The organism is Levilactobacillus huananensis, assembly GCF_003946145.1.
Lineage (GTDB): Bacteria > Bacillota > Bacilli > Lactobacillales > Lactobacillaceae > Levilactobacillus > Levilactobacillus huananensis.
Genome location: NZ_RHOC01000033.1, coordinates 1 through 1,482, shown reverse-complemented (window position 1 = coordinate 1,482; position 1,482 = coordinate 1). Strand labels below are relative to the sequence as shown.

Below are 1,482 nucleotides of genomic sequence, written 5' to 3'. Positions count from 1 at the left end.
TGAAGTGCCCTACAATTGTTAGACAGATAAATCTAACGATTGTGGGGCTTTTCTTATGACCAAATATAGTACTCAATTCAAGGTTAAAGTTGTTCGTGAATACTTTAGTGGTGGGATTGGTTTGAAGGATCTAAGCATTAAGTATCAGATTCCTAGCAGAGAAAACATCCTAAACTGGGTAAAGCAAGCTCAAGCTCATGGTATAAGCACTTTAAAAGTGAAACATCATAGACAAACGTATTCACCGGACTACAAGCTTAAGGTGGTAGACTATATCCAAACAAACGAGGTTAGTCGTAGACAAGCCGCAGTACATTTTGGTATCTCGACCAGTCAAACTAATAACTGGATGACTATTTACCAAAAGCAAGGCGTGGCGGGTTTACGTCGTAAACCCCGTGGAAGAAGGCCAATCATGAGTAAGCACAAATCCCAGGGAAGTACAGCTAAACGCTTAACACCAACGAAAGAGGAAAAATATAAGCAACAAATCACTGAGTTACGGCGACAATTACACGAAGCAGAATTGGATCGTGATATTTTAAAAACATTGGCGACTATAACCAAGAAACAACCAAGGTAAAGACCAGAATTGTCTCTACGTTACGGTCGCGATATCCACTGAAGGAACTCTTAGGAGAATTAAAATTGGCTAGATCAACCTACTATGACCGATTGAAACGCAACCATAAGCCAGATAAATATGCGAAAGTTAAGCTATTCATACGTAAAGAATACCTCAAGACAGGAGCCAGATATGGATACCGTCGGATTCACAAGAAAGCCGTCGAGGCCGGGTTCAGCTACGCAGAGGAAACTATTCGTAAAATTATGACTGTGATGGGGCTTAAAGTAACCCTCTTTTCGAAGCATACCAGCAAGTACAGTTCATATAAGGGAAGCGTGGGGAAAATTACGCCAAATCTTCTTAAACAACGATTCAACGCTACTAAGCCTTTAACGGTGATGCATACTGACGTCACTCAAGTTCCCCTGTATAACGGAAAATGGGGCTATATTTCAGTCATTATTGATGAAGCTAGCAAAGAGGTTTTGTCAGCCGTTGCCAGCTATTCACCCAATAAGAAACTAATTACGGACACTTTAGATCAAGTGCAGAAACAAATTATTAGGAGTCTTCACCCCGTCCTCCATTCTGACCAAGGGTGGCAATATCAGCTGCCAAGTTATCAAGCACGACTCAAACATATGGGAATTATTCAAAGCATGTCCCGCAAGGGAAATTGTCATGATAATGCCCCAGTAGAAAGTTTTTTCAGCCTTTTAAAACGAGAATGTTTAAACCAATATAAGATTGAAAACATTACCGAGTTGAAGGGAATTTTGAAATCTTATATTGATTGGTTTAATAAAGATCGAATTTCGATGAAGACAAAAGGCTTGAGTCCTATAAATTATAGGATTCAAGCCTCAGTAGCATAAATTAAATTACTATTTGTCTAACTTTTCTATTGCACTTCA

The 1,482-nt window shown here is 39.3% G+C and carries 2 protein-coding genes; both read left to right on the top strand.

From position 1 onward, the window contains the following. The first annotated feature begins 55 nt into the window (after positions 1 to 55). On the top strand, positions 56 to 583 hold the full coding sequence (locus EKM71_RS10995; protein ID WP_125574604.1) for a helix-turn-helix domain-containing protein: 528 nt from the start codon (positions 56 to 58) through the stop codon (positions 581 to 583). Continuing rightward, positions 550 to 1,443: an IS3 family transposase gene (locus EKM71_RS10990; protein ID WP_125574603.1), complete on the top strand. Its 894-nt coding sequence runs from the start codon at positions 550 to 552 to the stop codon at positions 1,441 to 1,443. The genes EKM71_RS10995 and EKM71_RS10990 overlap by 34 nt, the downstream gene beginning before the upstream one ends. Positions 1,444 to 1,482 lie beyond the last annotated feature (39 nt).

Excerpts from the sequence above, each read along its gene's own strand:
- EKM71_RS10995 (WP_125574604.1), top strand. The coding sequence starts at position 56 with ATGACCAAATATAGTACTCAATTCAAGGTTAAAGTTGTTCGTGAATAC.